The organism is Pedobacter sp. 10L46_2 (genome assembly GCF_056395165.1).
In genome coordinates, this window is the sequence record NZ_JBFTIZ010000300.1 from 1 (window position 1) to 5,182 (window position 5,182).

Annotated in this window: 4 protein-coding genes; all 4 read left to right on the plus strand. The window is 38.2% G+C overall.

Annotated features, from left to right (window positions below; translation table 11 throughout):
• On the plus strand, positions 1 to 315 hold a 315-nt coding region (locus AC1DDX_RS23010), incomplete at its 5' end, for a hypothetical protein (RefSeq protein WP_477622659.1).
• A gap of 49 nt (positions 316 to 364) precedes the next feature.
• Positions 365 to 1,705, plus strand: a complete 1,341-nt coding sequence (locus AC1DDX_RS23015; protein WP_337717721.1) for a hypothetical protein — start codon at positions 365 to 367, stop codon at positions 1,703 to 1,705.
• Positions 1,706 to 1,707: 2 nt separating this feature from the next.
• Positions 1,708 to 4,200, plus strand: coding sequence for a hypothetical protein (locus AC1DDX_RS23020; protein WP_337717719.1), 2,493 nt, complete (start codon positions 1,708 to 1,710; stop codon positions 4,198 to 4,200).
• 623 nt (positions 4,201 to 4,823) lie between these two features.
• Positions 4,824 to 5,182, plus strand: a 359-nt coding sequence (locus AC1DDX_RS23025; RefSeq protein WP_477622660.1) for a hypothetical protein, incomplete at its 3' end; no start/stop codon positions are given.

A 5,182-nucleotide genomic window follows, 5' to 3' on the forward strand; every position in this document is an offset into this window, starting at 1 on the left:
GAATTACCAATTGCTCCCGGAGCAATTGCAGATCAGCCAGCAGCAGTACCGCCAGCTGCCGATATTCCTGAAGCTATTTTACAGGAGGCCATAGCTGCCAAGTATCCGGAATGGAAAGAAACTTTTAGTTTACTAGACGGTATTATAGGGAAGAAAGTCCTGGCGGATCAAAGAGAAGTAAATGCGATTGTTTTTAAGACTGATAAAATTCATCTTGACGACCCACTATATTGCGCAGAACTTCCCACAACGATCACTTATGTGGCTCAGGATAATCAGACTTACAACATCCCAATTGACATTTTAGCAGTTTAGCAGAATGGCCCTGCAGAAAAATATACATTACGCTTTGATAGTCTAAAAAATGAGAGATTTTATTGATAAAAGAGAAGGAAAGCTTACAATAATCCGATTTATAGGGTTCTGCTTGTTGATTTTAGGCACCGTAGCTTTGATGTTGTGTTCATTTTATACTGGCCCTACCATTCCAAGTAAAATTGCGATTTTCTTCTTCATTACTATGCTTGGGTTTTCATTCGCGTTTCCGTCAATGCTAGAAGGTCGAGAGGGCTTAAGTACTATGCGGATAGTGGTGTTTATGGTCACAAATATCATATGCATGCTGCTGCTCAAAATCGGATGGCCCGTCGATTCTATGGATGATATCAAAATTGATCAATATTGGTTGGGAATAATTGCATTTGTTTTCGGCGCAAAAGCAACACAAAGTTTTTTTGAGAGTAAAATGGCTGTGCCAAAAACCTCAGAGCGATCAGGAACAGGTGCTTTGGAATTTAGTTCTGCTGAAATAGTAAGGCTTGCTGTCCTCCAAAACGAACAGTATTTAAAAGTCAAATTTCCAAATATACTAACTGTTAGTGACGCCGTTGATAAGAACTCCGATCCGGTAACTCATGTTGTTGCGATTTACCTTAAGGACAATGAGCCGACAGGTATCCCTTCATTTTTAGAAGCTAGAATGCCTGATAATTCTATTAAAGCCGTCGAAACCGAGATTATAAAGGGCGCAGGAAAAGCAAGAATCCAGTATTCACAGCTTAATTCTGATGTGGCAAGGGAAGATAATGCAGAGTATGCAGGTTCCATTTGTTGTGGAGTAGTATCAACAATAAAAAACAATACCTTCAAAGGCATCTTGACCTCAGCACACATCTTCTCAAATGGAGCATTTGATGACAGATTTAATGGCATGTTGAACCGATCGGATCAGACTCCAATTATCATAAACAATACAGAGGCAGGGAAATGGTACTACAAGATAATGGACTTTAGCCAAGATCTGGCCATAGCTAAGGTGGAAGATCTGCCAGAGGATTCAAATTATGTTAAATTCAATAATCAGTTTCATCAGGTCATTGACAAGGATGTTAAAACTGACTTTGCCAACATCACAATGTTATCTAAGGGTAACAAGATCAAAACTGCCTTTATTATTGATTACAATGTCGGATTCCCTGTTCACTACGACAATGGACCATTTTTTAAAAAAAACCTCATATGCATCGGAACCACCAATAAAAGAGAAACAACAATGCCAATATCTGATGATGGTGATTCTGGAAGCTGTATTTACCATACCAAAACAAATAAATTGATTGGGATGTTGCTTGGCAAAAATGAAAAATTTTCTCTGGTATTACCAATTGAAGAAGCCCTGAAAACGTTCAATCTTAAAACCATATAAATATGAGATACATTTTATTCTCGCTTTTTATCCTGTTAACTACCACATTTGTTCAAGCTCAAACTTTTACTATTGATGCTAAAGGCAAGCCCTTACCCGCAGTTGACGGCACTAAGTTCAAATCGATTACCTTTATCGTCGATAAGGCTTTTAAAAACAAAACCTTTGAGATTTATCTTGAAGATGGGACCACAATCGCTAACAAAGATGAGTCAGTGCTGGATAAGGATTTGTCAAGAAATCTTGATGATCTGAATTATACTGTTAAGATTGAGGAGGACCACAAAGTCATTGGATGCAATAAATGCTTGAGTATAACGGATAAATTTACTGTAAAACTCAATGGCAAATCTTTGGGTACGTTTAGTTTAACACCCATAAACCCAGATATCGATAAACCTATTGTTCAACAGGAAATCTACAGACCAGGTTCTATCATCAATGATGCTTTGTTTATAGCTGCGGCTAAAGAAACCGAGTCCAAGGCATCTACCATCAAAAAGATTCTCGCAACCCAATATAAGATCAATTCATCTAATGAGCTGGATGCCAATCTGTATCTAAAAGATGAGATTAGGTATGTTTTCTTGGGCACTCCTCAAGGTGGACTAAGCCTAAAAGGCCTCGCTAGCTCTGTGGGAGGGCTTGATGTCACGAATATCGCAGACGGTTTCGCTAAATTTATTGTTAAACGCACTAAGGAGGAGCTGAGTATTGCTTTCTTTCAACAATTTAAAAACGAACTCGATACCTACAAAGATCTAAAAACCGTATTTCCAAAAACGCACGGACTGTTGACAGTCATAGACAAGGAAATTTATACTTATAGCAACTATATTAACAATCTAAGGGAGGCATTCCGGGCAGACATAAAGCTGCTCGACGAAAATTTACCAGGGATTGTGGATAATAACAAGGCGTTTTTTAATCTGGACAAAAATTATATTTATCGAATCTCTTTGCTGTCAGGTTGTTATCTCTCCAGGTCGCTTAAACATGATATGCATCCCGGTGATATACTGCAAGGATTCCCATTGAATTACTTTTACGGCGCTCCGGCAGCAGACCAAAGTAAAATAAATGTGCTTAAAGGATCAATCCAAACCCTGCAGCTCCTCAGCGAGTCGCTAAAAGAAAGTGATACTTCAAAAGGTAGATATTGGGTCGATGCTGCTAAATTAAGGGAACTGGCCGACAAACCTCTGGCTTTAAAAATTTACATGGGTCTTCTGGTAGAGACAGCAAAGATTAAATACAACAACATCCCGTATTCAAATTCCGCAAACCTTTACGCACTGCTAAATGACCGGACACTCGTAGATAACTTCAGTACTCATTATCCCAAGTATAAACAATTTATTGTATCTGTGGGAGCAAAAACAAATGAATTGAATAAAATGATAAAAGAGTTTGACGCAACCGCACCTGATTCGGTAAAAGTTGAAAAATATGCTAAATACTTCAGGGCTACTGTCGAACTATTTCAGTCTGCCACGGAAATATCTGATCTGCCAGCTATCTCAGCGGTTACAGATATGGTTTCACTAAAAGCAGATTCCGAGCCTTATTTTAATGTTGCGTATCAAGTTACCGACCTTGTCAGTGCCATCAATAGAAAGCGGTATCCAGAAGCGGTCAACAACCTTGTATTAATATATAATTCTATATATGTCTGGCCCGCGCTCGCCCAGATACCAAACAACCCCAAAGAACTAACAAAGAAAGAAAAAATCGCAATAGCTGATGATCTCATTGCTGCAGCCAAGGCAGATGGTACGCCGGACATAGGTCCTATTGTTAATAAAGACGCAAATGTTGCAGCCACTATACAAAACAATAGCCCGACCTTAAGATATGTTAACCATATCGTGGCCGCAATGGCCAAATATGGTGCATTCATGGCTAATATGATAGAAGCTAAAAACAGTGAGGAAGTGGCAGAGGCTATAGAATCGGTTGCTTTGCCGGTAGGAAGTGCCAGTATCAAACGTAAATCTAGTTTCAATGTTTCCCTTAATGCCTACTGTGGCCTTTTCTTGGGAAATGAAATTATAAAGGGCCTTGATGACCACCATCCTCTTGAGAAGGTTAATAGCTTTGGTCTTGCGGCCCCGATTGGCATAACCCTCAGTAGAGGAAACAGTTTCTTTCCATGGCCGTTTTGCTTTTTCGATAAGGGCAATTCGGGCTGTTCGTCCTCATTATTTGTTTCCCTTGTAGACTTGGGTGCTGTGGCTGCTTTCCGGTTTGAAGACAGTAAAACTGAACAAGTACCGTCAATACAGCTAAAGGATATATTATCTCCGGGTATTTTCTGGTCCTTAGGCCTTCCCAAAGCACCAATCTCGATAAACTTTGGCGTACAAATGGGACCGAATCTGAGAAAGGTCACTGTCGTAAATAATGAGTATTCTGGTAACACCTACACTCGATATAGTATGTCTATCTGCGTTGATATACCTCTTTTAAATCTCTATACTAAATCAAAGAATTGATAAATACGGAATCATTAGTTCGGCTGCTAAATTTTTTCATTCATATCATATACAAGAGCAACAATTATCCAATTACCGTTACCAACTATTCTGCTATGTTTTACTCAAATAGAATCACAATGACCAATCTTAATGTAATAGAAAGTATTGTTTAAGATGGTTGTAGTTAACATAGCGATATTGATCATCGATAATTTCCTGGCGAATCTTTTTCCTTTAGATGGTTCGGAGGATTTATGGCCAGTATCCTTCTTATCGGAGTAAATGTTGTCCATATCATTATCCTGGTTGTATTTGTGATTGGAAGATATAAACGTTGAATTATTACGTAGAGTAATATTATCTTTTAGTTCATGTGTAACTATTTTGAGTTAATAATTGTTTTTATCAGGTAAATTTATAACATTTGAATTAACCTTTATGATTTGTATGAATTGCACTTTAGGGAGTGCAATAAGTGGAGTTTAGTAAGTCGTGATGACAAGGCTGAACTTACGGAACTATTAACGCTCAAAACCTCACTCAATGTTATTGTGATAGCGCTGTGCTGTTGATTTGTTTCTGCGCATGCAAATGTTTTATGGGAGATTTAAGTATTACACCAAATATCAATCTAACCAAACATGGCGAAAAATCAATTCAAATTTAAACTCAAAATTACAGGCTTTGAATTAGAAGTAGAAGGCTCAAAGGAGGATGTAGCTGCTATAACTTCTAGTGTAACAAATCAAATTAAGGGCCTAACCAGTCCACAATTTCTTGGTGACAATTCTGAAACAGAAGATGCAGACACAATGGAAGTTTCTTTACCACAATTGTCTTCCCCTCAAAAAAAGAAGAGTACTCGGAAAAAAATACCTTCAAATGGCAGCAGTGGGAACCAAAAGGTGGAGGTAATTGATTTCAAAAACGACCCAAAAAAATATAGTACACCTTTAATGACATGGAATAAACAACAGAAAGCACTGTGGCTGTTATATGT

Excerpts from the sequence above, each read along its gene's own strand:
- AC1DDX_RS23015 (WP_337717721.1), top strand. The coding sequence starts at position 365 with ATGAGAGATTTTATTGATAAAAGAGAAGGAAAGCTTACAATAATCCGA.
- AC1DDX_RS23020 (WP_337717719.1), top strand. The coding sequence starts at position 1,708 with ATGAGATACATTTTATTCTCGCTTTTTATCCTGTTAACTACCACATTT.